The following is a 24,901-nucleotide window of genomic DNA, read 5'->3' as shown; positions in this document are numbered from 1 at the left end:
CGTGAGCGAGCCCGCTGCCACTGCCTTGCTGGTGTTGGCCGACGGCACCGTGCTGAGGGGTGAGTCCTTCGGGGCCCGGGGCACGGCCATCGGAGAAGTGGTGTTCAACACCGGCATGACCGGCTATCAGGAGGTCATGACCGACCCGAGTTATTCCGGGCAGTTGGTCACCTTTACCTACCCCGAACTGGGCAATACCGGGATCAACGCCGCCGATCAGGAGGCAGATCGCCCCCACGTGCGTGGGGTGATTGCCCGCCAGCTTTCACCTTGTACCAGTAGCTGGCGCTCAGAGGGTGATCTAGATGGCTGGCTTCTACGCCATGGCGTAGTTGGAATTCGAGCAATTGATACGCGAGCTCTAGTGCGTCATTTACGTGATGGCGGCGCGATCAACGGCGCAATTTGTAGTGATGGCACCTCGGCTTCGGCCCTGCTTGATCAAGTCCGCTCGGCCCCTTCGATGCAGGGCCTAAACCTGGCGGCATCAGTTACCACCCCTAATCCTTATCACTGGGATCAACCCTGTGGGGTCGTTTTTGATGCCCGTATGCAATCCCAGCCCGATTGCCCTTACCGGGTGGTGGCCATTGATTTCGGCATCAAGCGGGCGATCCTTGAGCGTCTTGCGGCCCACGGCTGCGAGGTGACCGTGCTTCCAGCCGATGCCAGCTTGGAGCAGGTTCTCAGTTACAAACCTGAGGGAGTGTTCCTGTCCAATGGGCCCGGCGATCCGGCCGCCGTTAGCTCCGCTATTGAGCTCGCCAAAAGTCTTATCGCCCTGCCCGATCTCCCCCTGTTTGGCATCTGCCTTGGCCACCAGATCCTGGGGCTGGCCCTTGGAGGTACCACTTTTAAACTTGGCTACGGCCATCGCGGTTTAAATCACCCTTGCGGCAGCTCAGGGCAGGTGGAGATCACCAGCCAAAACCATGGTTTTGCCCTCGTGCCCGAATCCCTGCCCGCCGACCGAGTGCGGGTAACCCACCACAACCTCAACGACCACACCGTGGCTGCCCTGGAGCTGCTTGAGGCACCGGTGTTTGGCGTTCAATACCACCCGGAGGCCAGTCCCGGCCCCCACGACGCCGACCATCACTTCGCGCGCTTCGCCGCCCTGATGGCCAGCCGCCGCTGACGCATTTTTGTTGCGTCTTCTGCAGCGGCAAAATTGCTCCCTACACTTCGCCCCAGAACGGATCGAGGACTGGAGCCATCAACGACCTGCAGCGATTGACTGTCTCCCTGCGAGGAGGCTTCGAGCAGCAGGCCCACTGCCAGCTGTTCCGCTTCACTGGCCAGCTGGATGCCTACTCCGACAAACAGTTCGGCGAATTTGTGGCCTCTCACCGCGGCAATGGTCAGCCTTTGGTGATCGACCTCAGCCACATCGACTTCCTCGACTCGTCCGGTCTTGGCGCCTTGGTCCAGCTTGCTAAGCAGTGCAACGGCGATAAGCAGAAATTTTTGGTGGTGGGTAATGCCCGGGTTGTTCAAACCGTGAAGCTGGTGCGCCTAGAAGAATTTCTGCACCTTCAGCCCGACCTCGAAACAGCCCTTGGCAACCTCGCCGCTTGAGCAGGGAAAGGCTGAGCTGCGGCCCGCTTCGAGCTGGCTAGCTGGCCTTGCCCCCCATCCTCCCCAAGCCGAATTAGGCCCGCTACAGCTGGCCTGGCTTGGTGATGCGGTCTGGGAGCTTCATCACCGCCTGCAGCGCTGTCAGCGTCCAGGCCGCTCCCACACCCTGCACCAGGAGGTTGTGCAGGTAGTGCGTGCCGACGCCCAGGCTCTGGCACTGGAGAAGCTTGATCAACAGCTCACGGATGCGGAGCGAGACCTTGTGCGCCGGGGCCGCAATCGGGCTGGCAGGGGCCCCCGGCGGGGGGATGCGGCGGCCTACGGCCAGGCAACGGGCCTTGAGGCCCTGCTTGGTTGGTTGTTTCTCCACGAGCCTGCCCGGTTAGCCGAGCTGCTAGATCACTTGCAGGAGATCGATCCATAACCTGCAGACAACGCCATGAGCCCACGATTTGAACGCCGTCCCGAGAAGCGGACGGGGGGCGGCGCCCGCGGGGCTGGCCGTCCTCCCCGCTTCAGCGGTCCCAAGCCTGAATGGCGCCGCGATGGAGCCGGTGAAGGCCGTGAGGGCCGTGAGGGAAGAGAAGGCCGTGAGGGCCGTGAAGGGCCAAGAGATCGGGATCCCCGGCGAGAGACCGGTGCACGACCCGCCCCCCGGGGTGTATCCCGCTTCCAGCCCCGCCGCGATGGGCCAGCCGACCGCCCCAGTAGTCGCGGCGAGCGCCGCCCATTTGAACGGCGTGGTGACAGCGAGCGTCCGTCCTTCGACCGTCCGCCTGCTCCCCGTTTTTCCAGCGATCGCTCTGGCTCAGACAGCAAGCCCTACGAGCGGCGACCCGGCCGCCGCTTTGAAGGTCGTCCCCAGGGCCGCCGTCCCGACTCAGGTCGCCCAGATGGCCGTCGCTATGAAGGTGGGGGTCGCTTTGAAGGGGCCGGTCGCCCTGATGGTCGCCCTGTTGGCCGACGTTTTGACACGGGGAGCCGCCCAGCGCCTGGCAGGTTTGCTGGCAAGCCGCTGATCGTCGACGCCGATACCCTGCCCCCAAGTGGTGATGCGGAGCGCCACAGCGTCGATCCCAGTGCCGATTTGATCTGGGGCCGGCATCCTGCCCAGGCGGCACTTGAGAGCGGTCGACCGATTCATCGCGTCTGGTGCACTCCAGAAATGCGCTTCAGCCCCAAGTTTCTGCAGCTGCTGCGAGAAGCCAAGGCATCGGGCGTGCTGGTTGAGGAGGTCACCTGGGCGCGCCTGGGTCAGCTCACCGGAGGTGCCGTGCACCAGGGCATCACCCTGCAAACAGCGGCAGCTGAGACCCTTGATCTGCAGACCCTGATGGAGGGCTGCGCAACCATTGGTGAGCCGGCCTTGCTGATGGCGGTCGACGGTCTTACTGATCCCCAGAACCTCGGCGCAATTGTGCGTAGTGCCGAAGCCCTGGGTGCCCATGGCCTGGTTTTGCCCCAGCGCCGCAGCGCTGGACTTACCGGCTCGGTGGCCAAGGTTGCGGCAGGTGCTCTTGAGCACTTGCCCGTGGCAAGGGTGGTTAACCTAAACCGCGCCCTCGACACCCTCAAGCAGGAGGGTTATCGGGTAGTGGGTCTGGCAGCCGAGGGCACCGTCAGCCTGGAGGAGGCCGATCTAGCTGGGCCTTTGGTCATAGTCACCGGTTCTGAGGGGGATGGTCTCTCCATGCTCACCCGACGCAATTGCGATCAGCTGGTGCGCATCCCCCTGCGTGGCGCCACACCAAGCCTTAACGCCTCTGTAGCTACCGCCCTACTGCTCTATGAGGTGGCACGGCGTGGCTGGATGAAGGGTTTGAGCGGTTCCCAGCCCGCGCCCCGCTTGGTGCGCCCCCAGCTGCCCGCTCCAGCCGCCAGCCCGGAGCCTGAGGAAGATCCCACGGCAACCGAAGCGAGTTCTGCAGAAGCCCAGCAACTGCCCACAAGCCAGCCGGATAGCTCCCCTGAGCTTCTTCACGATCAGGAGCCCCAGCTGGAGCAAGAGGTAATGCCGGAAATCGAGCCAGATGATCAGTCAGGGCTATCGGCAGAGCAGCAGATTGCTGCAGCGATCACGCTCAACCAGGAACAGGCCAACCAGGAACCGGTCATTGACCTGGGTATGGAGCCAGCCGCCAAATCTGGTTTCCTTGGGGATATTCAACTGTGACTCAACCCCCAAGCCACGGTACCGACGGCGGGCAGAATGGAATACAAGCCGCTCCTGCCCCATGAATCCCCTGCTGTGGCCAGTGCGCAGCTGCGCTAATGGTCTGGGCCTGGCCTGGTGGGCACGGGTAGAAACCCACTCTCCCAACGCTGTTTATTGGTTTGGCCCCTTCGTGCGTCGCGGCACCCTGGAAAGCCATCTGCCGGCTTTCTTGAACGACCTCCGGGCCGAATCTCCGGGTTCTCTGGATCACCAGTTACTGCGCACCCGACGGGGCGAACCGCTCACCGAGCTCGACTGAGGGCTAGTGGCCGTTGCCGCTGGCTGATAGCGTCCAATCCAACTGGCAACAGGGTTGATGGGGATCGCTGATTCGCGCGAACAGGGGATTGCTCAATGGCGTCAGCAGCTGCGCAATGGTGACGTTTCAGCCCGTGAACTCACCGAACACCATCTGGCCCGCATCCAGGCGGTTGATCCCACCGTTCACGCCTATCTGGAGATAACTGCCGAGCGGGCCAGGGCTGATGCGGACCACATCGACGCCCGCCTCGCTGCTGGAGAAGATTTGCCACCCCTGGCAGGTATTCCTCTGGCAATCAAGGACAACCTCTGCACTAAGGGGGTCCCTACCACCTGCTCCAGTCGCATGCTGGAGCACTTCGTCCCCCCCTACGAGAGCACTGTTACCGACCGCCTCTGGCAGTCGGGAGCTGTCTTGCTTGGCAAGACAAACCTCGATGAGTTCGCCATGGGCAGCTCCACCGAGACCTCAGCCTTCGGACCCAGCCGCAACCCTTGGAATCCAGAGAGGGTGCCTGGTGGTAGCTCCGGTGGCAGCGCCGCCGCGGTGGCTGCAGGCGAGTGCATCGCCGCTCTTGGCTCCGACACTGGCGGATCGATTCGCCAGCCCGCCTCCTTCTGCGGGGTGGTGGGATTGAAGCCCACCTATGGCCGCGTCAGCCGCTACGGCCTGGTCGCCTTTGCCAGCTCCCTCGACCAGGTGGGCCCGTTCACCAACTCGGTGGCGGATGCGGCCGAGCTGCTGCAGGTGATCGCCGGTGCGGATCCGCGCGATGCCACCTGCCTGCAGGCCCCCGTGCCCGATTACGTCGCCGCCCTTGACCAACCTGTTGCTGGTTTGAGGGTGGGCATGGTGCGCGAGTGCTTCGAAGCTGAGGGCCTTGATCCCCAGGTGAAGGCTGCTGTGCTGGCCGCTGCCGCCCAGTTGGAGGCCCTGGGCTGCGAGCTGGTGGATGTGAGCTGCCCCCGCTTCAACGACGGCATCGCCACCTACTACGTAATCGCGCCATCAGAGGCCTCTGCAAACCTGGCCCGCTACGACGGTGTCAAATACGGCTACCGGGCCCCGGATGCCACCAGCCTTGCCGAGATGACGGCCCGCAGCCGGGCTGAGGGCTTTGGCGACGAGGTGCAGCGCCGCATCCTGATCGGCACCTACGCCCTCTCGGCCGGATATGTGGACGCCTACTACAAGAAAGCCCAGCAGGTGCGCACCTTGATTCGGCGAGACTTTGACCGAGCCTTCGAGGCAGTGGATGTGCTGCTCACCCCCACCTCGCCCACCACGGCCTTTGGCTTTGGCGCCCACAGCGACGACCCCTTGGCTATGTACCTCGCCGACCTGCTCACCATCCCGGCAAACATGGCTGGCCTGCCTGCCATCAATGTGCCCTGCGGCTTTGATCTCGAGGGCCTGCCGATTGGTCTGCAGCTGATCACGGGAGTGCTTGAAGAGCCGCGCCTGCTTCAGGTGGCCCACCACTACGAACAGGCCGCTCAGGTGATGCAGGCTCGGCCAGTGGCCCCATTGGTGCCCTAGGGACTGACCCCAGATCTAGTGGTTTTGCGCCGCTCTGGCGCGCAAATGACACCGGATCTTGCGTGGTCGCCTAGCTTGGGGAGGCTTCCGATGCCTTCCGGCTAGACCTGCCCTTGGCCTTCGTTCCGCTCCACAACCACAGCGACTACAGCCTTCTAGACGGGGCGAGCCAGTTGCCTGCGATGGTGGATCGGGCCGTGGAGCTGGGCATGCCAGCCCTGGCACTCACCGATCACGGCGTCATGTATGGCGCCATTGAGCTGCTCAAGCTTTGCGCCAAGGCCGGGATCAAGCCGATCATCGGCAATGAGATGTATGTCATCAATGGCTCCATTGATGATCCTCAGCAGAAAAAGGAGCGCCGCTACCACTTGGTGGTGCTAGCCAAAAATGCGGTCGGCTATCGCAACTTGGTCAAGCTCACCAGCATCAGCCACCTACGCGGCATGCGCGGCCGAGGCATCTTTGCCCGTGCCTGTATCGACAAGCAATTGTTGAGCCAGTACAGCGAAGGTTTGATCGTGGCTACTGCCTGCCTGGGAGGCGAAATTCCTCAGGCGATTTTGCACGGCCGGCCCGATGCGGCACGGGAGGTTGCCAGCTGGTATCAACAAACTTTTGGCGACGACTTCTACCTGGAAATCCAGGATCATGGCGGCATCGAAGACCGCATCGTTAACACCGGGATTGCCCGCCTCGGTGCCGAGCTGGGTATTGAACTGATCGCCACCAATGATGCCCATTACTTAAGTGCCAACGACGTAGAAGCCCATGACGCGCTGCTCTGCGTACTCACAGGCAAGTTGATCAGCGACGTGAAGCGTCTGCGCTACACGGGTACGGAATACATCAAGGGGGAGGCAGAGATGCTCTCCCTGTTCAATGACCACCTTCCTGCCGAGCTGATTGAGCGGGCTGTTGCGAACACAGCCAAGGTGGCTGAAAAGGTCGAGGCCTACGACATCCTCGGCCGCTATCAGATGCCCCGCTTCCCGATCCCGACTGGGCACACAGCGGTGAGCTATCTCACTGAGGTGGCCGAGCAGGGCCTCCGGCAGCGCCTACGCCTGAGTGATGACGTTAGCTTCGAGCCCCAATATGGCGATCGCCTCGCCTTTGAGCTTCAGGTAATGGAGCAGATGGGTTTTCCCACCTACTTCCTAGTGGTGTGGGACTACATCCGCTTCGCCCGGGACAACGGCATACCTGTGGGGCCGGGTCGTGGTTCAGCTGCGGGTTCCTTGGTGGCCTACGCCCTGGGTATCACCAACATTGACCCGGTTACTAATGGCTTGCTTTTTGAGCGGTTCTTGAACCCTGAGCGCAAGTCGATGCCGGATATTGATACGGACTTCTGTATCGAGCGGCGTGGCGAAGTTATCGACTATGTAACTAAGCGCTATGGCGAAGAAAAGGTGGCCCAGATCATCACCTTCAACCGCATGACATCAAAAGCGGTGCTCAAGGATGTGGCCCGCGTACTTGATATTCCCTATGGCGATGCTGATCGCCTGGCCAAGTTGATCCCTGTGGTGCGGGGCAAACCTGCCAAGCTCAAGGAAATGATCGGAGCCGAATCACCGGCTCCAGAATTTCGCGAGAAATATGAAAAAGACCCAGTGGTACAGCGCTGGGTTGATATGGCAATGCGTATTGAGGGCACAAACAAGACCTTTGGCGTGCATGCGGCTGGTGTGGTGATTGCAGCGGAGCCCCTTGATGAATTGGTCCCCCTGCAGTGCAACAACGATGGCCAGGTGATTACTCAATACTTCATGGAAGATGTGGAGTCGATGGGTCTATTGAAAATGGACTTTCTCGGCCTCAAAAACCTCACAATGATCGATAAAACTGTCGATCTTGTGCAGCAATATAGCGGCATCAAGGTTGATCCTGATGATCTCCCTCTTAATGACGAGGGTACCTATGCCCTGCTTGCTCGTGGTGATCTGGAGGGCATCTTCCAGCTTGAATCCAGTGGCATGCGCCAGATTGTGCGCGATCTCAAGCCCTCATCGCTTGAGGACATCTCTTCTATTTTGGCCCTATACCGGCCCGGTCCGCTTGATGCAGGCCTGATCCCAAAATTCATTAATCGCAAGCACGGTAGGGAGGTAATTGATGTAGCCCACGAGAAGCTTGAGCCGATCCTTAAGGAGACCTATGGGATCATGGTTTACCAAGAGCAGATCATGAAGATCGCTCAGGAATTGGCTGGCTACTCCCTAGGCGAAGCAGACCTGCTGCGGCGGGCGATGGGTAAGAAGAAAAAAAGTGAGATGGAGAAACACCAAGGGCTTTTTGTTAGTGGTGCCACGGAACGTGGCGTCGAACCGCGAATAGCGGAGGCACTTTTTGAGCAGATGGTTTTGTTTGCTGAATACTGTTTCAACAAGAGCCATTCCACCGCCTACGGCGCGGTGACCTATCAGACGGCTTACCTAAAGGCCCACTATCCAGTTGCCTACATGGCGGCGCTGCTCACAGTCAATGCCGGAGACTCGGCCAAGGTGCAGCGATATATCGCAAACTGCAATGCAATGGGTGTCGAGGTGATGCCCCCTGATGTAAATGCTTCTGGCATCGATTTCACACCCGTTGGTGATCGGATTCTTTTTGGTCTTTCGGCCGTTCGCAATCTGGGTGATGGGGCGATTCGACAGTTGATTGAGGCCCGCTCTGGCGATGGTGGTTTCAACTCCCTAGCTGAGCTATGCGATCGCATTCCTGGACAGCAGCTCAACCGCCGCGCCTTGGAGGCCCTAATCCATTCAGGAGCACTTGATGCCCTCGAGCCTCTGGGCAATCGCGCCCAATTGATGGCGGATCTGGATCTGGTGATCGACTGGGCCAGCTCCCGTGCCAAGGATCGGGCCAGCGGTCAGGGCAACCTCTTTGATTTGTTTGGCGCCACCGCCGCAGCCGACTCTGCTGGGGGTTCCAATGCCACCGGCCTGGGCGATATCAGCACCGCCCCCAAGGCGGCTCCGGTGCGCGACTATCCCCCAACCGAAAAACTCCGCCTGGAAAAGGAGTTGGTGGGCTTCTACTTATCAGACCACCCCCTGAAGCAGTTGGCCCAGCAGGTGAAGTTGCTGTCGCCGGTCGCCCTGGGCAATCTCGACGAGATGGCCGACAAGGCCAAAGTGAGCGCAATTGTGATGGTGCCTGAGCTGCGCCAGGTGAACACCCGCAAGGGCGACCGGATGGCCGTGCTTCAGCTTGAGGACCTAACCGGCAGCTGTGAGGCGGTCGTGTTTCCTAAAAGCTATGCCCGTTTAGCCGACCACCTAATGGTGGATGCGCGCTTGCTGGTGTGGGCCTCGGTAGATCGCCGCGATGATCGAGTGCAATTAATTGTCGAAGACTGCCGCTCCATTGACGATCTGCAGTTGTTGATGGTCGATTTGCCTGCCGATCAGGCCGCCGACATCGCCATTCAGCACCGCCTGCGCGAGTGCCTACATCGCCACAAGCCACCCCAGGACCAGGCTGGCCTGCGAGTACCTGTGGTGGCTCTGGTTCGGCACAATGATGAGATACGCTTTGTGCGGCTTGGTCCACAGTTCTGTGTGGTCGATGTCGCCTCGGCGCTCGACACACTTGCCTCGGCGGATTTCCAGGCTCGGGTCAGCTCAGCCATGGTGGCCGCTTAGCATCAGCATGCGCTTTATTTGTTGCTTTCCGCCTTGCATTTGAACTGTTTCTGAAGCTTATATCATTCTTAAAGCTGCTACCCTGCCTGAAGCTTATATACTTCCCTGGTGTGAGCGCTCTCCATAGTATGCTCCATTTCTAATTGTTCTCGCGGTTAAGAAGAAAGGCTGGGTTGAATCTAATTACTCCAATGCTTTGTGACTTTCGTTTGAAATAGTCATATGCTTTGATTGATAAATGGCCGGAAATGATGCCGATTAGGGCTCCACCGATTCCATCGCTCATATAATGGGCGCCGCTCAATACCCTCGTTGTCATGCAGCCAACTGCCATGACGATTGCTGGAGTGCTTAATTTTGGAAATAGCAGGAGAAGAATTGTGCTGCCTCCAAATGCAACTGCCGTGTGGGAGCTTGGAAGGCCCATTCCGGAGTTGCTGAATGGATCTATTATCCAGCTTCTGTAAATATAGTAGAATTCACCGTGCGGGCGTAGTCTCCGGATGAAAAGTTTCCCGATCTCTGCGGCTGCACCGGATATCAAGGGAGAGGTAACTAGAAGCCATTCCTTTCGGTAGAGATGTTGTGTCCATCCCATCATTGCTCCTGGCCTGTCAGGCTCAGCTAGTAGCCGAGCTGTTATCGCTATCAGAACCCAGGTGCCGAGGAATCCCCACACCCTAAACAGTTTTATCAAATCAGGCTCTTTTCGGTTTTCTAACTTGAGAAAGCTTTCGATCTGAAAATCAAAAAGATGGGCAAGCGATAGGGTAATTGCTCCTATGAAAAGTATTTGAATTAATAGCTTTCTTGGCATACAAAAATCATATCATCCCAGATTATTCGTTCTTTGCATTGTGATGAGGATCACTTAGTTTTGTGTGCCCTGCTACAGCCGTTGGGAGCTCTTTCTATTCATCGATTGGGCGGATCCTGTCGCATTGCTTTCAGGGAGCTGCGCAAGCGGCTGATATTTAGCCCGATCTGCTCGGTGCCGAACAGGCTGCCTGGCTTCTCTTCCCAGCTTGCGGAAAGCACACCAAAGCTCAGGCCCAACAGCCCTAGAAAAAAACATCCACCCGATGCCGCCAAGGTGGCACTGGGTGGAACGTCAAAAATTTGGCGGCTCACTAACAGGTAGCTACCAACAAATACGCCCATGCCCATGACAGTGGGAATGCCGGTGCCGATTGCAATTCGGCGCGCCATGCGATTGGCAACCGCATCAGGGATTACCTGCTGGCTGGGACCGGAACGCCGGGGCGGTTTTGGGTTGCCTTTGCCCGATTGGGCGCGACCATGCATTCCCTTTCCGGCCATGGCTGCCTCGATCAGCCCCGGATACCGAGCTTGGCGATCAAAGCGCTGTAGCGCTCCTTGCTGATGCCATTTAGGTAACCAAGCAGGCGCTTACGGCGTCCGATCATCTTGAGCAGGCCTTGGCGCGAAGAAAAATCGTGCTTGTTTTTCTGCAGATGGCCGGTCAGCTGGCTGACCCGCTCACTGAGCATGGCCACCTGGACTTCCACCGATCCGGTGTCTGTGCCATGGGTCTGGTGACCGTTGATCAGTTCCTGTTTTTTGGTGGTGGTGAGCGGCATGGGCTGGGGAATAAAACGCAGGCTGGGCCCGGTTTGGGGACCTACGGTGCAAGTTCCCACCATACCTTCTGGCGGATATTGATATTGCCGTCTCAGTCCATTGGGCGGGATAGCCAGCGCAAGCACTCTCGGATCCAATCTTCTGCCCCGGCCGACTCCCCCATGCCGACGGCGGCTACGGCGCGTAGGGCGCGATGGATTTCAAGGGCTTCGTAGCCCAGAGCAGCCAGGGTTAGCTGCACTTCATCACGGCCTTCTGCCGGCAGCAGGGGGCCGTCCGCCAGCGAATCCGGATCGCCGTGGTTTTCCAGTTGCCCCAGAAACCGCTGCTGCAGTTTGGTCCGCAGCTCAACAGCCAAGCGCTCGGCGGTGCGCTTTCCCACCCCGGGTGCCTGGCAGAGCCTGCGTAGATCGGTCTGCACGATGGCTTGCACCAACTCCCTGGGATCCATCACTCCCAGTAATCCCAGGCCCATCTGGGGCCCAACGCCGCTGACGGCAACCAATTCTCGAAACAGATCCCTTTCGTGGCGCTCACCAAAGCCGTAGAGAATCCAGGCGTCATCGCGGATGGCCAAGTGGGTGTGCAGCCCCAGCGCACTGCCCTCCTGCGGCAGCTGCTGCCATTGCCGCTGGCTCACCTGAACCTCGTAACCCACCCCCTGACACACAAGCAGCAGGCCATAGCGCTTGTCCTGCTGCCAGGGATGGTTGAGTTGCCCTTGCAGCCAGCCGATCATGGAGTCAGTAATAGGTTCCCCATCGTGCCCGCCGTGTTCAGCCATGCCCAGCCCCTGCTGCCTCCTCGGTTGAGCGCCTGGTTGCTGCCATTGCTGTTGATGGTTTGCATGGTGCTCACTGGTTGCAGTGCTACCGCTCAGCCGCCGCGATCGGTGTTGTTGCAGGCGCTTGAGTTGCAGATTCAGCTCACCCAGGGCGCCATCGCCGATGCTCTGGCCCTAGATGCCGGCGGCATGCCGGAGGTGAGTCGGGTGCGGGTGGCTCAGCAGCGGCCGATCGGGATCGGTGAGGCCAAGGGGCTGCGGCTGGAGGGTCAGTTCGACTGGCGCCTCGCTGGCGATCCGATCCGGGTGGACAGTCCCTTTGAGCTCTTTCTGCAGCGGGGCGAGCGCGGCCAAAGCTGGCGTTTGGCCCGCCCCGTGGGCCCTGCCCCATCTGCCGGCGCTGACGGCCAGCAGACCTGGATCACCGACCCGCTACCACTCAAGGCAAGGGGCTGATCAGCAAGACTTGAAGGATGGATACGAGCCCACCTGCCTGGCTGCCTGAGACAGCCGCCCGCACCTACCCCGGTTGGGTGCAGCGCAAGGCTGTCACCCTGTGCAAGCGGGATCAGAAACGTGGCGGCAGCAGCAACGTGCAGGAATACCGCATCGCCATTCACAACGCCGTGGTTGCATCGGGCGGCCTGGACCACTGGACCGGCGAGCAGCTCGACTGGCATCTGATTGGCACCTACGACAACCGGGAAGCTGAAGCTGGAAGCGGCGCACACAAGAAGCTATACGCCCTACTTCCCACAATCGATCACCATTCCAATCTTCCCGAGCCAAATTTCGTTATCTGCGCCTGGCGAACCAACGACGCCAAACACGACATGACGCCGGAGGAGCTGGTGGAGTTTTGCCGCCGGGTTATCGCCCATGCTGAGGCTAAGACCGCTTCTGTTGCCGACTGTGGCTAAGGCTCACCAGGGTGGCTGCCAGTACGAGGCCAGCCCCGGCGATGGTCCAGCTGTCGATTGACTCGCCAAATAGCAACCAGCCCCAGCCACCGGCAAATAGCACTTGCACGTAGCTGATCGCCGTTGCTCTCGCCGCCGGCAGGGCAGTGAGGCTGCGGGTCAGATACACCTGACCAAGCTGGGTGAAGACCCCAACCCCGACCAGCCAAAGCAGCTCCGCTGGCGTGGGAAGCACGGGATTGAGGGCCACCAGCGGCAGGCTCAAGGGCAGGGCCACCAAGGGGAAGTAAAAAACGATCACCAGCGGGTGCTCGCTCGTGCCCAGGGAGCGCACGCTTACGTAGGCAAGGGCGGTGAATAGGGCACCGGTAACGGCGATCAGTACGGGAAAAAGCGGCAGGGTTGCGCCGCCCTGCAGCAGCCCGGCCGGCTGGGCGACGAGCAACACCCCGAGCCAGCCCAGGGCCATGGCCGCCAGCACCCGCTTACCGATTGGCTCACCCAGCATCAGCCAGGCCAGCAGGGCCGTGAACGGCGGGTAGAGGTACTGCAGCACCGTGGCCGCAGCCAAGGGCAAGGCCGCTAGGGCGGCATAAACACACAGCAGGGCGGCCGTGCCGATCGCTCCGCGCCAGATCAGTAGCCAGCGCCTTTTGCCCCAAGCTGGAATCCCGGCTCGGTGCAGCAGCCACCAGCTCAATGCCACGCTCACAATCGCCCGGGCGAACACCACCTCGGCAGCGGGAATGCGCCCTCCCACCTGCTTGACGCAGACGCCCATCAGCGAAAAGCTCAGGGCACTGGCAACCATGCCGAGCATGGCTTGCCTCTCCTGGTCAGAATCAGGCTTCGCTTCAGCGTCCACCGCAAATAGCCCCTTCCTTGAGCCTGCCGCGTCTCCACCCCCGCACGATTGAGGCCGTCAAGGAGCGGGCTGACATCGTTGATGTGGTGGGCGAGCACGTAGTGCTCAAAAAGAAGGGGCGTGAGTACGTAGGCATCTGTCCCTTCCACGACGACACATCACCGTCGATGACGGTGTCCCCGGCAAAGCAGTTCTACTACTGCTTCTCCTGTGGTGCCGGCGGCAATGCCATCAAGTTTTTGATGGAGCACCAGCGCCAGAGCTTCAGCGATGTGGTGCTGGAGCTGGCGCGCAAATACCAGCTGCCGATCGAGACCCTCGATGGCCCCCAGCAGGAGCGGCTGCGCAAGCAGCTCTCGCGCCGCGAACAGCTGCACCGGGTACTCACCCTGGCGGCTGGTTGGTTCCGTAGCCAATTGCGCGCCCCTGAGGGTGCCGCCGCTCTCACCTATCTGCGCGAAAGTCGCGGCCTGAGTGAAGCCACCCTGGAAGCCTTCGAGCTCGGCTTTGCTCCCGACCGTTGGGATGGCCTGTTAAGCCACCTGCAGCAGGTTGAGCGGCTTGGGCCGGAGCTGCTGGAGGAAGCAGGCCTGGTGGTGCCGCGCAAGGGCGCCAGTTCCCAGGACAGCCGTGGTTTCTACGACCGCTTTCGCGGCCGGGTAATGGTGCCGATCAAGGACCGCCAGGGGCGGGTGATCGGTTTCGGTGGCCGCAGCCTTGATGGCGGCGAGCCCAAGTACCTCAACTCTCCGGAGACTGAGGTGTTCGAGAAGGGCAAGCATCTCTTTGGTCTCGATAAAGCCGCGGCCGCGATCCGCAAGGACGACCGAGCCGTGGTGGTGGAGGGTTACTTCGACGTGATCGCCCTGCACGCCGCCGGGATCACCAATGCGGTGGCGTCCCTTGGCACTGCCCTAAGTAGTCAGCAGATCACCCAGCTCTGCCGCTGCTGCGAGGGGCGGCGGATGGTGCTCAACTTCGATAGCGATGGCGCCGGAGTGCGCGCTGCCCAACGGGCCATTGGCGAAGTGGAGCAGCTGGCCTTGCAGGGCCAGCTGGAGTTGCGGGTGCTGCAACTGCCCTCCGGCAAGGATCCCGATGAGTTCCTCAAGAGCCAGGGTGCCGGCGATTACCGGGCCCTGCTTGATCAGGCGCCGCTCTGGCTCGATTGGCAAATCGAGCAGGTGCTCGAGGGTCGAGATCTAGCCCGTCCCGACCAGTTCCAGCTTGCGGTGACGGCCCTTGTTGCCCTGCTTGGCAAGCTGCCCCAGAGCGCAGTGCGCAGCCACTACCTGCAGCGGGTGGCCGAGCGCCTCAGCGGTGGTCAGGCCCGTCTGGCGATCCAGCTGGAAGACGATCTGCGTCAGCAGGTCAAAGGCCAGCGCTGGCATGGACGTTCCCAGAAGTGGGAGTTGCCGGGTGAGGCTGGGCTGCGGGAGCGAGCTGAAGCGGAGGTGTTGCGGATGTATCTGCACTGCCCCGGCTACCGCAGTGCGATCCGGGTGGAGTTGCGGCAGCGCGAACTCGACGATTTCGCCCTTAAGCACCACCGCCTGCTTTGGGCTGCGATTAGCGGCCTAGAGGAGGTCAACCTCGGTGTGGGCCGGCTCGAGGCGATCAACCGCGGCCACGACCCCGGCTCAGACCTCGCCGATCTTGATTTGCCTCGGTTGCTGGGCGATCAGCTGGTGGTGGAGCAGAGCGCCCTGCTCTCCAGGCTGACGCCCTTGCTGGAGCCTAATGAGCTGCAGCGCATGGCTTTCAGCCAGCCCCTGCTTCAGCTGCGCGGTGCCACGGCATCTCTCGAGCGCCAGAAAAGTGTCAAACGCTGCCGGCATCTGCTCGATGCCTGGAGCAGTCAGCGTCTTGAGACCCTGGAGCGTTGTATTGCCCGGCTTCTGGAGCAGGAAAGGGAGGAGGCCCGGGCCACGGCCTCAGGCCTGGCACCGCTTAGCGATATGGAATCGCGCATCGAGGCCCTCTTCAGCGAACTCAACAGCGACGCCCTGCGCTTTCAGGAGCTCTATTACAACGAACGCAAACATCTCGAACACCTCGACTCCCAGCGCCGCGCTGGCTACGAGGAGGTGATGGCCCAACCGGCGGCTTAATTAGCGGTAACCACTCCTGTCTTGCCCTAGGACCTTTTCAACACTCTGTTTATCCCCTCGCGTTGATGTTTCCTCCCCGGCTTTCCCTGTTTTTACTGCCATCTTTACTGCTGCCTTTGTGGCTTACCCCTGCCGCGCTTGCCCAGCCCTGCCCCTGCAGCTGTGAGCAACCCAGCCAAGGAGTGATCGGCCCAGATGGTCTGTGTCAGTGCCCCTGTGGGGTGGTGCCGATTCCCGGCATCAACGCCGAAACCCTTTCTGGCCCTCCGAAACCGCCCCAGGCAGGTGGCCCCACTCCTACCTGGACCGTGGAACCTGGCTATGACGACGATTTTGGCGGCCCTTTCTGGGATGACTGGTGGTGATTTCACCAGAGCGTCAGCAGGTGGGGCAGCCAGCCAACGTTGCGCAGGCCCTCCACCAGTTCAATTATTGCTGCAATCCATACAAACCAGATGTCGCTCAGGATGTGGCGGCGAAACAGGCGCGGGTTGCTGGTCCAGCTGGTGGGCTCGCTGTAGAGCCCTGCATTGGGCCAAAAGCGTGGCACCCGCTGCCGGTATTGGCGGAAGGATTCGCCGAATAGTTCTTCTAGCCGTTTTTCCTCCCTTGCCATGATCCCCGGGTAATAAAGACCAATTATCACCAGAAATAGCAGCGGGTAGGTGAGGGTTTCGGTGCTAAGCCCCACTCCCACCAAACCGATGCTGCTGAATACATACAAGGGGTTGCGACTGATCGAGTAGGGCCCCTCAGTGACCAGCTCTCCGTCCTTGCGGCCGGAGATAAAAAATGAACACCAGATCCGCCCTGTTGCTCCAATGGCAGTCAGGCCAAGGCCAGTGCTGCCACCAATTTCGATAGCCCGGTGCGCTGCTGTTCCCACCAGGTTTTGCCGGCCGCTCTAGGCAATGGCGTCATGGGCTCGTCACAGTCAGCCTTGGTCTACTCCTTTCTTTGCTGATCCCCGCATACGCTGCCTATCTGCTGATTCCACCCTGGTTCCATGGGGTTTTTCGAGGTGTTCTGGGACGGTGAAGCCATCGGCGATGGCAGCGATCTTGAGGAAGCTCTCACCGCCTACCTCTCCGTGCAGCCTGAAGACATCAGCTGGGCTGAGGCCTGCGCCGCTGCCAGCGCTCCTCCCTGCATTCGGCGCTATGCCTCGTTTGAGGCCTACCTCGACAATGCCGATGAACAGGAGACGATCACCGTTACTGCCGCCATGATCGAAGCCGCCTTGTTGCCATTGTCATGAGGCCCGCAGTGATCAGGTCGGCAGTGATCAGGCCCGCACTACCGGGATGGCGTCTAGGCGGGTAGTGGCCGCTCCAGATAGTCGTGAGCGCCGCATTCGCCAAGGGGTCTGCAGTCCCGCGGCTGCCCATTGCACGGTGCCGCTGCCGTAGTGGCGGTTGAGCTGGTCGATGGTGGCCATTAGGGCTGTGCGACGGTGTTGTTGCTCCAAGGGCAGTGGCAGCAGCAAGTTGTGCTGGAGGGTCTCCTCTCCCTGCAGTTGCTGCATCAGTACGCCTGCTTTGTGCAGGGGCTTGTGGGGGCTGAACAGCACTGCCACCAGGGGTAGGGCTGCCTGCAGCAGTACGGCGGTGTCATTGCTGGCTAGCGGCAGGCTCACCGTGGCGCTGTTGCTGTAAAAACTGGTGCCGTTAAAGGGGTTGCTGCGCACGAACACCGTGATGGCACCAGCCCGTTGCTGTTGCCGCCGCAATTTCTCCGCTGCCCGGCTCAGGTAGGTAGCAACCGCCTCCCTCAGTTCGCTCTGGCTGGTGATCGGCTGGCTAAAGCTGCGACTCACGCAGGTTTCCCGCTTGGCGGCCGGCAGGGTCTCTAGCGGTAGGCAGGCCATACCCCGCAACTCCTGCTGCAGGCGCAGTCCCACCACGCCGCAGCGGCGGCGCAGTTCGCCACTGGGCATGTCGCGCAGAGCCTTGGCATCGGCGACACCGCGCAGGCGGCACCAGCGGGAGAGCTGGCGGCCCATACCCCATACATCCTCGATGGCGACCGCTGCTAGGTGGGGATCGGGGTCATCCATGCTGCCGAGGTCGAAGACACCCGTGGCGCTGGCCGTCGTCTTGGCAAGTCGGTTGGCGAGCTTGGCCAGCACCTTGCTGGAGCCGATGCCTACCGCCACCGGCAGGCCGAGCTGGCAGAGCACGTGGTGACGCAGCTGCCGGCCCCAATCGTGCAGGCTGCGCTGGTCGGCGGGCCGGCTTAGCTGGCCGAAAGCTTCATCGATCGAATAGATCTCCAGCGCTTCCACCCAGGGCTCCAGGGTGGCCATCAGCCGCTGGCTCATATCGGCGTATAGGGCGTAGTTGGAGCTGCGCACCACCACGCCCTGGCGCTCCAGCTCGCGCCGCACCTGAAAGTAGGGCTGGCCCATGCGGATGCCGAGGGCTCGGGCCTCGGCGCTGCGCGACACGATGCAACCGTCGTTATTGGAGAGCACCACCAACGGCCGCCCCAGCACGGCGGGATCCAGCACCGCTTCGCAGGAGGCGTAGAAGTTGTTGCCATCGATCAGCACGATTGCCTGGCGGCGGCGGCTCCAGGGTTCGCAGGTCATGGCGCTTTACGGCACACCCCAGCCAGGTTCCAGCGTGCGGACCGCGTGCAGGGCCACCGCCCAGATGCGAGCGCCATCAAAGCAATCCAGCTCTAGGGGCGGGTAGGCCGGGTGGGCTGCCTCTAGCCGTAGCCGGCCTTGGTGGGCTACTAGCCGTTTAAGGGTGAAGCAGCCGTCCAGGCAGGCCACCACGATCTGGCCGGGGCGGGGCTCCAGGCCTCGATCGACGATCAGCAGGTCGCCGTGGTCGATTCCGGCTGCCTGCATCGATTCACCACTCACCCGCAGCAACACCGTGCTGGCGCGGCAACGGATCAACTGGGCATCGAGACTGGCGCTTCCCGGCAATGGCGGAAAGACTGGATGGGCTGGGTGAGCCAGGCGCGCGCCGCGGGTCAACCCATACTAGTTCAGGCGTACTGCCGCGCTGTTTTAGTCCGGCGAGCCGGACTCGGGCGTAGTGGTGGTGAAGCGGCGGTAGAGCCAGGCGCCAGCTGCGCCCCACAGCAAGGTCCACAACACAAAGGTGGTGAGGGTGCCGAGCTGGCCGGTCTCGAGGGAATAGACGCCGGCCTGGATTAGTCCCGCATCGATCAGGGAGCCGCCGATGCCCCAGCCGAGCACCCAGCTGAATAGAAAGCCGATCGCCTGAAGATTGCCGGTCATGGGGTGGAGGTTAGGCGCTGGTTGAAGCGACGAATGAACAGTGCCAGCGGCATCGGACCACAACGGCGTTGCCAGCCCAGCCCTTCCGGATAGCGCCGCCAGCAGGACAGGCGGCCACCGCGGCGGTCCAGGCAGATCAGGTAGCGGTAGGTAGCAGCAGGTGTTGGGGTCAGGGTTTCCGGTGCTGGCAGCGGCGCCAGGGGTAAGAAAACAGCATGCAGCTCCTGCCAGCTGCTGGGCGGCCTGCCGCTGCTGCGCAGGGGCGAGCCAAGCAAGCTGGCGAGCTGCTGGGGGAAGCCGGCGTCTGGCAGCAGCCAGTGGCCCTGGCGGGATTGGCAGGGTTCGAGCAGGGAGATCACGGCGGCACAGGCCATGGGAGGAAAAGGGCAGGACCCTTCTCCAGTGCCCGGCCTGTCCCACGGTCAGCCGCGGTGGGGCAGCTCCCGGATCAGCCCCGGCCCTATCCCGCGTTGGCCATATGGCGCATCAGATCGAGGCACTTGCAGCTGTAGCCCCACTCGTTGTCGTACCAAGCCACAACCTTCACGAAGGTGTCGGTGAGGGCGATGCCGGCGCCGGCATCAAAAACCGAGGTGCAGCTCTCACCCAGAAAGTCGGTGCTCACAACCTCGTCTTCGGTGTAGCCAAGAATTCCGGCCATGGAGCTTTCGCTGGCGGCCTTCATGGCGGCCTTGATGTGGTCGTAGCTGGCTGGTTTGGCCAGGTTCACGGTGAGGTCCACCACCGACACATCGGGGGTGGGAACGCGGAAGGCCATGCCGGTGAGCTTGCCGTTGAGCTCGGGGATTACCCGGCCAACCGCCTTAGCGGCACCGGTGGAGCTGGGGATGATGTTTTGGGCCGCGCCGCGGCCACCACGCCAGTCCTTCCCCGAAGGACAATCCACGGTTTTCTGAGTGGAGGTGGTGGCATGCACCGTGGTCATCAAGCCATTGACGATGCCGAAGTTGTCGTGGAGCACCTTGGCGACAGGTGCCAGGCAATTGGTGGTGCAGCTGGCATTGGAAACCACGTCCTGGCCCGCGTAGCTGCTGTGGTTCACGCCCATCACGAACATTGGTGTGGCGTCCTTGGAGGGAGCGCTCATCACCACACGCTTGGCGCCGGCTTTGATGTGGGCGCGGGCGGAGTCGTCGGTGAGGAAAAAGCCTGTGCTTTCGAGCACGTAGTCGGCGCCTACCTCGCCCCACTTGAGGTTGTTTGGATCTCGCTCGGCGCTGATACGGATCACCTGGCCATTCACCACCAGCTGTCCGTTTTCGACGGCCACCTCACCCTGGAAGCGGCCATGGGTGGAGTCGTAACGGAGCATGTAGGCCAGGTAGTCGACCTCGATCAGGTCGTTAATACCGACGATCTCCACGTCCGCCAGGGTCATGGCACGGCGGAAGGCAAGGCGGCCGATGCGGCCAAAACCGTTAATGCCGATGCGAATGGTCATGGTGGAGCTCCCTAAACCCTGTGGCGAAAGTATGGGGGCACCATACGGGGAATGGATCAGCTCAGGGCCTGGCTCAAGGCCGCCAGACCAAACACCAGAAACAGGCCGCCACTGAGGCGATAGAGCAGGCGCTCATTCACCCATTGACCAATCCACTTGCCGGCGCCTACGGCAAGCCAGGTGATCAGGGCATGACCTAACAGGGTGCCGGCAAGCAGGCCGCCAAAGCTGAATACCTGGGCCGGCGCAGTGGCCATAAAAATCGTGGTGAACTGGGTTCGGTCGCCTAGCTCAGCGATAAACACCAGCACGAAGGCCTCCCAGATCACGGCCCAGGCCGTGTTGAAGGCCTTGCTGCTTTCCGCCGTATTGATCGCCTGCTCAGCCTCCTCCTTCTCCTCGGTAGCCGCATTGGCAGCCATGCCCTGGGCATCGATCAGCAGCTTGATGCCAAAGCTGAGGAAGAGCACGGCGGCCAGCCAGGGCACCAGGCTTTGGGGTAGCAGCTCCCGCAGGCCGTATCCAAGGGCCAGGGAGATCAGGGTGACCGCGGTTAGGGCGGCAAATGAGCCAATAAATACCCAGCGGGCGCGGTGGCGCACCGCCAGGATCAGCGCCATGAAAAAGGTTTTGTCGCCCAGCTCGGCCAGGGTGATGGCGGTGAGGCTGGAGCCGAAGGCAGCCAGGCTGGGATCGCTGGAAAGGGGTGGAGCCATCACTTATCAATAGCCGAGGGGATGTCCTCCTCGTCCTCCAGCAGCAATTGCTGAAAGGCGGTGTATAGATCGCCAAATTCAGCTGCGGTGCGCCGATCGGCCCGCCCAGCGGTGTTGCGACCACGGAGCTTGGTGGGGCTGGCGGCAATGCTTGGCGCCGGCGCAGGGGTAGCGCTTTGGCGGCGACTCTCCAGCTCGCGCAGCCGCTCCATCAAGTGGGGCGGCACCGTGCCATCGGGGCTGACCTGCATCAGCTCCCTGAACAGGGCCTCCGGGTTTTGCTCCAGCTCCACCTTGTGGCGTCTATCGCTGGCCTTGGTTTGGCTTTGCTGAGGCTGCTCAGGCTTGGGTAGGGGTTGGGGCAGGCTGCGGCCTAGGGCTTGAAGGCGTTCGCGGCTACGGGCGTCGAAGCTCATCGATTCAGCTCAGCTGCAGCCCAGGCTGGCGCGGGTGTCGCGGCCGGTCACCGGGTTGGTGCCACTGGCAAGCCCACAAAGGGTTTTGAGCGCATCACCCCGCAAAGGCACATTGGTGAAATCTGCCCCCTCGATTACCACATTTGTGAATTTGGTGTTGAAGGCAAAGGCGTCTTCCAGCACTGCATTGGTGAGGTTGGTGCCATCGAAGATCGCCGAATCGAGCGTTGCCTCCTTCAGGTTGGTGTTGCTTAAGTCAGCGTCCTGAAGCTTGGCGCCAAACAGGCTGGCCCCCTGCAGGTCGGAGCCGGCAAAGGTGGCATCCCGCAGATTTGTGAGGTTGAAGGTGGCACCCCGAAGATCCTGGTCATGAAAATCAGCGCCTATTAGCACCTGTTTGGCCACATCCATGGCCGCCTGGGCGGGTAGGGGGGACACCAAGGCCAAGCCGATGGCACTGACCAGGGCGAACAACAGCGCCAGCACTCCGCCGGCCAGGCTGCCCGGAGAACGACCGGAACGGGATCGACCGGAAGATAAAAGAGGCAACATAACGGCTGGGTGGGTATCTCAAGCCTAGGCAGAGCACCTAGCAGCGCACTGCGTGGGAACCCTGGGAGCTGCTGCTACAGGCCTATGGCTCGCACCACTGCACGCCGCCAGGGCGACTGGGCCGAGCAGCGGGTGCTGCGCCTACTGCTCGGCAGGGGTTGGCGGTTGCTTTCACGCCAGTGGGCATGTCGCTGGGGAGAGCTGGATCTGGTGCTGGAGAAAGGGGGCCGCCTGTTGCTGGTGGAAGTGAAAGGTCGCAGCAATTGCGGGCCAGATAATTGGGGTGCCGGCGCCCTGCGCCGCGGCAAGCGTCAGCGGTTGGGGCGAGCCTGGCACTGCTGGCTGGAGGAGCATCCGGTTTGGGCGGAGAGCTCGGTGGAGCTGGTCTTTGCCTTGGTGCCCCTGGCACCGGCGCCTGGTCCAGTCCGCTGGATCCGGGCCGATTACTGATCGGTAGTAGCCGCCGGCGCTGGCTGGCTGAACTCGACAGTGCATAGGTAGCGATAGTTGCCCATCCCTACCTCCGTCTCCTGGCAGCGCTCAGCGGTAACAACCGCACCAGCGGGAAGCTGCTGCCTAGCCCGTTCAATAGCGTTGCTTTTATCCCAGATCGAGGATGCGGTGACGCTGCCTGCCTGAGCTGGGAGGGTCAGGAACGGCAGTGCGGCAACTATGGCCGCAGCGCAAATTAATGCCTGCGGATGAATGCCTGGATCTGGGGCAACAGCCATTGTGGATACCTGACGAATTCAAGATGACATTTACTGCCCACCGCGCCCGCAAGCGCTTCGGCCAGCACTGGTTGATTGATCAGGGGGTGCTCTCACGCATCGTGGCGGCCGCAGAGCTTGAAGCCAGCGATCGGGTGTTGGAGGTGGGGCCGGGCCGGGGAGCTCTCAGCGAGCGCCTGCTTGCTACATCGGCGGCAGCAGTGGCTGCAGTGGAGCTTGACCGCGATCTGGTGCTGGGCCTGCAAGAGCGCTTTGGCGACCAGCCGCGCTTTCAGCTCACCTCGGGGGATGTGCTGACAGTGGAGCTACCTGCCGCCAACAAGGTTGTGGCAAATATTCCCTACAACATCACTGGCCCCCTACTAGAGCGGCTGGTGGGACGGCTCGATCGACCGGTGGCCCACCCCTACGATCGTCTAGTGCTGCTGGTGCAGCGGGAGGTAGGGGAAAGGATCCGCAGTGAGCCTGGCGCCAGCGCCTTTTCAGCTCTGAGCGTGCGTATGCAGCTGCTGGCCAGCTGCCGATCCGTTTGTGCCGTGCCGCCGCGCTGTTTTCAGCCGCCGCCCCAAGTTCACTCGGAGGTGATCCTGCTGGAGCCGCTGCCAGTGGAGCAGCAATTGGCACCCCAACTAGCCCGCACGGTGGAGATGCTTTTGAAGCGCTGCTTTGCTGCTCGCCGCAAAATGGTGCGTAATACCCTGTCAGGCCTGCTGCCAGAAGCTGAACTTGCTGGGTTGGCAGAAGCAGCGGGCATCGGCCTGCAGCAGCGGCCCCAGGAGATCGCGCCAGCAGCCTGGGTGGCGTTGGCGGGCAGCTTGAATCAGGTCATTGCTGCGCCCGCTGCCGCCCCTACCCATGGCTGATCTATGCGTGCGTGCCCCCGCCAAGATCAATTTGCACTTGGAGGTGCTGGGCCTGCGCCCCGATGGCTTCCACGAGCTGGCGATGGTGATGCAGTCGATCGATCTGGCCGACAGCCTGCGGTTGCGGCCCACGGCGGATGGCCAAATCAGCCTCCAGTGCGATCGGGCCGAGCTGCCCACTGACAGCAGCAATTTGGTCGTCAAGGCAGGTGAGATGTTGCGTGCCCGCTCAGGTTTTACCGAGCTTGGGGCCCAGATCGTGCTCGAGAAGCGCATCCCGATCGGCGCTGGCCTTGCGGGCGGCTCCAGTAATGGAGCGGCGGCGCTGATTGGTCTCAACGAGCTATGGGGACTGGGCTTTAAGAGTCAGGAGCTGCACAGCATGGCGGCTGAGCTTGGTTCGGACATGCCGTTCTGCCTTGATGGCGGCACCCAGCTCTGCTTTGGCCGCGGTGAGCTGTTGGAAGCCTTGGCCTTCAATTCAACCGAGCCTCCTGCGCTACTGCTGCTCAAGCACCCGGGGGTGAGTGTCAGCACGCCCTGGGCCTACGGACGCTGCAAGGAGCTGCGCGGCGATTTCTATCTCGAGGCTGAAGCCGACTTTGAGCAGCGCCGTCAGGCCCTACGCCAGGCGCCCTTGCTAGGGGCCATCGCGGGGAATGGGAGCTGGCCACCACTGCGCAACGACCTGCAGGCCGTGGTGGAACCAGAGGTGGAAACCGTGCGCCAGGGCCTGGCATTGCTGCGCCAGACCGAGCAACACTTGGCAGTTGCCATGAGTGGTTCTGGCCCAAGTCTTTTCGCCCTGTTCTCCAACCTGGACCAAGCTCGCACCGCCCATGCAGACCTAGCCGAACGATTTGAGCTGTACGGCTTTGAGTCTTGGTGTTGTGGCTTCAGCGATCGAGGTGCCAGCCTGCTTCCGTGACAAAACCCGAATCCCCCATCAAGCCCAGTGATCAAGTGCCCCGTAAAGGGCCGCTGAGTTTCCTCTCTGGCTCGCTCACGGCTGGTTTGCTGGCCTGGCTTGCCTTGGGTCTGAGCCAGAAATTGGTGGCGTACTACGCACTGCATCCACCCAGCTACGGCTCGGCAATTGCCCAGAGCATCGCCACGGCCCTCAAAACGCTGATTGTTGGCATGTCGTTTCTTGCCACCTTCAGCTTTGCCTTCATTGGCATTGGTCTGGCGTTGGTGTTCTTGCGCAGCTTGGTGTCCGGTTCCGGATCGGCCCCTGCCGAGGCGGCCGAAAAGCCCTAACTTCACCCCATGACTCCCCACGATCTGGGTTTGCTGGTAACGCTGCTGCTCCCCGGCATGCTGCTTTCGGTGTTGCTGCTCTCAACCTTCGCCGCCGGCGGCTGAGATAGGTT

Annotated in this window: 30 protein-coding genes; 16 read left to right on the top strand and 14 right to left on the bottom strand. The window is 61.7% G+C overall.

Going from position 1 to position 24,901, the window contains the following annotated elements:
• The first annotated feature begins 1 nt into the window (after window position 1).
• The 7 genes from carA to C7K55_RS02745 all read left to right on the top strand — a co-directional run bounded on the left by carA (window position 2) and on the right by C7K55_RS02745 (window position 9,250).
• Window positions 2-1,138, top strand: a complete 1,137-nt coding sequence (gene carA / locus C7K55_RS02775) for a glutamine-hydrolyzing carbamoyl-phosphate synthase small subunit (protein WP_241518123.1) — start codon at window positions 2-4, stop codon at window positions 1,136-1,138.
• Between the two features lie 95 nt (window positions 1,139-1,233).
• The gene (locus C7K55_RS02770) at window positions 1,234-1,578 is read left to right on the top strand and encodes an STAS domain-containing protein (protein ID WP_106501871.1); all 345 of its coding nucleotides are present in this window, start codon (window positions 1,234-1,236) and stop codon (window positions 1,576-1,578) included.
• Between the two features lie 16 nt (window positions 1,579-1,594).
• Entirely contained in the window at window positions 1,595-2,002 is a 408-nt protein-coding gene (locus C7K55_RS02765) for a ribonuclease III domain-containing protein (protein WP_106501987.1), read from the top strand.
• A gap of 15 nt (window positions 2,003-2,017) precedes the next feature.
• Complete coding sequence (gene rlmB, locus C7K55_RS02760) at window positions 2,018-3,751, top strand: 23S rRNA (guanosine(2251)-2'-O)-methyltransferase RlmB (RefSeq protein ID WP_106501870.1); 1,734 nt, start codon at window positions 2,018-2,020, stop codon at window positions 3,749-3,751.
• Between the two features lie 61 nt (window positions 3,752-3,812).
• Window positions 3,813-4,052, top strand: a complete 240-nt coding sequence (locus C7K55_RS02755; RefSeq protein ID WP_106501869.1) for a DUF1816 domain-containing protein — start codon at window positions 3,813-3,815, stop codon at window positions 4,050-4,052.
• 57 nt (window positions 4,053-4,109) lie between these two features.
• Entirely contained in the window at window positions 4,110-5,594 is a 1,485-nt protein-coding gene (gene gatA, locus C7K55_RS02750) for an Asp-tRNA(Asn)/Glu-tRNA(Gln) amidotransferase subunit GatA (RefSeq protein ID WP_106501868.1), read from the top strand.
• 113 nt (window positions 5,595-5,707) lie between these two features.
• Entirely contained in the window at window positions 5,708-9,250 is a 3,543-nt protein-coding gene (locus C7K55_RS02745) for a DNA polymerase III subunit alpha (protein ID WP_106501867.1), read from the top strand.
• Between the two features lie 139 nt (window positions 9,251-9,389).
• Here the strand turns inward: C7K55_RS02745 and C7K55_RS02740 are convergent, their stop codons facing one another.
• The 4 genes from C7K55_RS02740 to ruvA form a co-directional block, all read right to left on the bottom strand.
• Window positions 9,390-10,067, bottom strand: coding sequence for a phosphatase PAP2 family protein (locus C7K55_RS02740; protein WP_106501866.1), 678 nt, complete (start codon window positions 10,065-10,067; stop codon window positions 9,390-9,392).
• 98 nt (window positions 10,068-10,165) lie between these two features.
• On the bottom strand, window positions 10,166-10,570 hold the full coding sequence (locus C7K55_RS02735; protein ID WP_106501865.1) for a PAM68 family protein: 405 nt from the start codon (window positions 10,568-10,570) through the stop codon (window positions 10,166-10,168).
• 11 nt (window positions 10,571-10,581) lie between these two features.
• Window positions 10,582-10,851 carry a 30S ribosomal protein S15 gene (gene rpsO / locus C7K55_RS02730; RefSeq protein WP_106501986.1) on the bottom strand — a complete coding sequence of 90 codons (270 nt, stop codon included), beginning with the start codon at window positions 10,849-10,851 and terminating at the stop codon, window positions 10,582-10,584.
• Between the two features lie 92 nt (window positions 10,852-10,943).
• Window positions 10,944-11,591: a Holliday junction branch migration protein RuvA gene (gene ruvA / locus C7K55_RS02725; protein WP_106501864.1), complete on the bottom strand. Its 648-nt coding sequence runs from the start codon at window positions 11,589-11,591 to the stop codon at window positions 10,944-10,946.
• Window positions 11,592-11,612: 21 nt separating this feature from the next.
• On the opposite strand from ruvA, the gene C7K55_RS02720 reads away from it, so the two are divergent.
• Together C7K55_RS02720 and C7K55_RS02715 are read left to right on the top strand one after the other, a co-directional pair.
• Window positions 11,613-12,092 (top strand): hypothetical protein, encoded by a 480-nt coding sequence (locus C7K55_RS02720; RefSeq protein WP_106501985.1) that lies wholly within the window; start codon window positions 11,613-11,615, stop codon window positions 12,090-12,092.
• Between the two features lie 17 nt (window positions 12,093-12,109).
• Window positions 12,110-12,556, top strand: a complete 447-nt coding sequence (locus C7K55_RS02715) for a hypothetical protein (RefSeq protein WP_106501863.1) — start codon at window positions 12,110-12,112, stop codon at window positions 12,554-12,556.
• Here C7K55_RS02715 and C7K55_RS02710 read toward each other — a convergent pair.
• A complete protein-coding gene (locus C7K55_RS02710; protein WP_106501984.1) occupies window positions 12,525-13,367 on the bottom strand; it encodes a DMT family transporter in 843 nt (280 codons plus the stop codon). The genes C7K55_RS02715 and C7K55_RS02710 overlap by 32 nt on opposite strands.
• Before the next feature lie 71 nt (window positions 13,368-13,438).
• Here C7K55_RS02710 and dnaG point away from each other — a divergent pair, with 71 nt between their 5' ends.
• Together dnaG and C7K55_RS02700 are read left to right on the top strand one after the other, a co-directional pair.
• On the top strand, window positions 13,439-15,532 hold the full coding sequence (gene dnaG / locus C7K55_RS02705) for a DNA primase (RefSeq protein ID WP_106501862.1): 2,094 nt from the start codon (window positions 13,439-13,441) through the stop codon (window positions 15,530-15,532).
• Window positions 15,533-15,597: 65 nt separating this feature from the next.
• On the top strand, window positions 15,598-15,897 hold the full coding sequence (locus C7K55_RS02700; RefSeq protein ID WP_106501861.1) for a hypothetical protein: 300 nt from the start codon (window positions 15,598-15,600) through the stop codon (window positions 15,895-15,897).
• 2 nt (window positions 15,898-15,899) lie between these two features.
• Here the strand turns inward: C7K55_RS02700 and C7K55_RS02695 are convergent, their stop codons facing one another.
• Window positions 15,900-16,418, bottom strand: a complete 519-nt coding sequence (locus C7K55_RS02695) for a methyltransferase family protein (protein ID WP_161956105.1) — start codon at window positions 16,416-16,418, stop codon at window positions 15,900-15,902.
• 120 nt (window positions 16,419-16,538) lie between these two features.
• On the opposite strand from C7K55_RS02695, the gene C7K55_RS02690 reads away from it, so the two are divergent.
• Window positions 16,539-16,790 carry a hypothetical protein gene (locus C7K55_RS02690; protein WP_106501859.1) on the top strand — a complete coding sequence of 84 codons (252 nt, stop codon included), beginning with the start codon at window positions 16,539-16,541 and terminating at the stop codon, window positions 16,788-16,790.
• Window positions 16,791-16,817: 27 nt separating this feature from the next.
• On the opposite strand, the gene C7K55_RS02685 is transcribed toward C7K55_RS02690, so the two are convergent.
• The 8 genes from C7K55_RS02685 to C7K55_RS02650 form a co-directional block, all read right to left on the bottom strand.
• Window positions 16,818-18,122, bottom strand: coding sequence for a Y-family DNA polymerase (locus C7K55_RS02685; RefSeq protein WP_106501858.1), 1,305 nt, complete (start codon window positions 18,120-18,122; stop codon window positions 16,818-16,820).
• A gap of 6 nt (window positions 18,123-18,128) precedes the next feature.
• A complete protein-coding gene (locus C7K55_RS02680) occupies window positions 18,129-18,503 on the bottom strand; it encodes a LexA family protein (protein WP_241518138.1) in 375 nt (124 codons plus the stop codon).
• A 51-nt stretch (window positions 18,504-18,554) separates the two neighbouring features.
• A complete protein-coding gene (locus tag C7K55_RS02675; protein ID WP_106501857.1) occupies window positions 18,555-18,788 on the bottom strand; it encodes a hypothetical protein in 234 nt (77 codons plus the stop codon).
• Entirely contained in the window at window positions 18,785-19,162 is a 378-nt protein-coding gene (locus tag C7K55_RS02670; RefSeq protein WP_106501856.1) for a hypothetical protein, read from the bottom strand. The genes C7K55_RS02675 and C7K55_RS02670 overlap by 4 nt, the downstream gene beginning before the upstream one ends.
• An 86-nt stretch (window positions 19,163-19,248) precedes the next feature.
• On the bottom strand, window positions 19,249-20,250 hold the full coding sequence (gap, locus tag C7K55_RS02665; protein ID WP_106501855.1) for a type I glyceraldehyde-3-phosphate dehydrogenase: 1,002 nt from the start codon (window positions 20,248-20,250) through the stop codon (window positions 19,249-19,251).
• A gap of 56 nt (window positions 20,251-20,306) precedes the next feature.
• Window positions 20,307-20,966, bottom strand: coding sequence for a TMEM165/GDT1 family protein (locus tag C7K55_RS02660; RefSeq protein WP_106501982.1), 660 nt, complete (start codon window positions 20,964-20,966; stop codon window positions 20,307-20,309).
• Window positions 20,966-21,382 carry a hypothetical protein gene (locus C7K55_RS02655; RefSeq protein ID WP_106501854.1) on the bottom strand — a complete coding sequence of 139 codons (417 nt, stop codon included), beginning with the start codon at window positions 21,380-21,382 and terminating at the stop codon, window positions 20,966-20,968. The genes C7K55_RS02660 and C7K55_RS02655 overlap by 1 nt, the downstream gene beginning before the upstream one ends.
• 9 nt (window positions 21,383-21,391) lie before the next feature.
• Entirely contained in the window at window positions 21,392-21,934 is a 543-nt protein-coding gene (locus tag C7K55_RS02650) for a pentapeptide repeat-containing protein (protein WP_106501853.1), read from the bottom strand.
• Between the two features lie 84 nt (window positions 21,935-22,018).
• Here C7K55_RS02650 and C7K55_RS02645 point away from each other — a divergent pair, with 84 nt between their 5' ends.
• From C7K55_RS02645 to C7K55_RS02625, 4 genes are all read left to right on the top strand, one after another.
• Window positions 22,019-22,384, top strand: coding sequence for a YraN family protein (locus tag C7K55_RS02645; protein ID WP_106501852.1), 366 nt, complete (start codon window positions 22,019-22,021; stop codon window positions 22,382-22,384).
• Between the two features lie 304 nt (window positions 22,385-22,688).
• The gene (gene rsmA / locus C7K55_RS02635; RefSeq protein WP_106501980.1) at window positions 22,689-23,528 is read left to right on the top strand and encodes a 16S rRNA (adenine(1518)-N(6)/adenine(1519)-N(6))-dimethyltransferase RsmA; all 840 of its coding nucleotides are present in this window, start codon (window positions 22,689-22,691) and stop codon (window positions 23,526-23,528) included.
• Entirely contained in the window at window positions 23,521-24,456 is a 936-nt protein-coding gene (gene ispE, locus C7K55_RS02630) for a 4-(cytidine 5'-diphospho)-2-C-methyl-D-erythritol kinase (RefSeq protein ID WP_106501851.1), read from the top strand. Before rsmA ends, ispE begins: the two co-directional genes overlap by 8 nt.
• Window positions 24,453-24,788, top strand: coding sequence for a DUF3082 domain-containing protein (locus C7K55_RS02625; RefSeq protein WP_106501850.1), 336 nt, complete (start codon window positions 24,453-24,455; stop codon window positions 24,786-24,788). Before ispE ends, C7K55_RS02625 begins: the two co-directional genes overlap by 4 nt.
• Window positions 24,789-24,901 lie beyond the last annotated feature (113 nt).

Source organism: Cyanobium usitatum str. Tous, from assembly GCF_003011885.1.
Lineage (GTDB): Bacteria > Cyanobacteriota > Cyanobacteriia > PCC-6307 > Cyanobiaceae > Cyanobium_A > Cyanobium_A usitatum.
Note: the sequence above shows the minus strand (reverse complement) of the source record. Positions and strands in the feature narration are given on the sequence as shown.